We start from the raw sequence: 549 nt of genomic DNA on the forward strand, positions 1-549 counted from the left end.
TACCCCCAGTTAAAACTTCAGGAATGTTTTCAAGCCCATAAAGACAATCCCTGTACCGGCGGAACCAATAATCACAGGCATCCAGATCCTCATTTCTCTTTTTACGCCTGACAGTGAGGTATAGGTTGATGAGCCGGTAAAATTCATAGCCAGAAATGATGATATTGGAGGCAGGATCAACAGGTAGAAGAGAAATGTCCCCCAGCTTATCGGACTGGCTGCGCTCCAGGTGTGGTAAGCGCCCACCAGAAGCACCCAGATGAGTCCCGCCAGCCACCCCTTCCAGGCAAAAGCCCGTCCCGGAATCCAGGGCAGCAGCGCGGGCATGGCCACACATCCGGTCAGGATGGCCCCCAGGTAAGGGACCATGTCACCTGCTGATCTGACCAGCTTGATGCCGAGCAGGTTTAAAACTATTACAGCAATCAGGGCAATAGCCACTGGCCGTACCATGTGCACCAGTTCTACCGGCGTCAGGACTATTCTGTCTGAAAAAGTGAATTTTACGGTACGCATGTCTTGCGTCGCTTTCAGGCCCGCCCCGATAAA

The 549-nt window shown here is 52.6% G+C and carries 1 pseudogene; it reads right to left on the reverse strand.

Annotation, left to right across the window (positions count from 1 at the left end):
* Window positions 1–9: 9 nt before the first annotated feature.
* A pseudogene (locus EYA77_RS07785) lies at window positions 10–549 on the reverse strand (mercury methylation corrinoid protein HgcA); the annotation flags it as partial.

The organism is Methanocorpusculum sp. GPch4 (assembly GCF_012062385.1).
Classification (GTDB): Archaea; Halobacteriota; Methanomicrobia; order Methanomicrobiales; family Methanocorpusculaceae; genus Methanocorpusculum; species Methanocorpusculum parvum.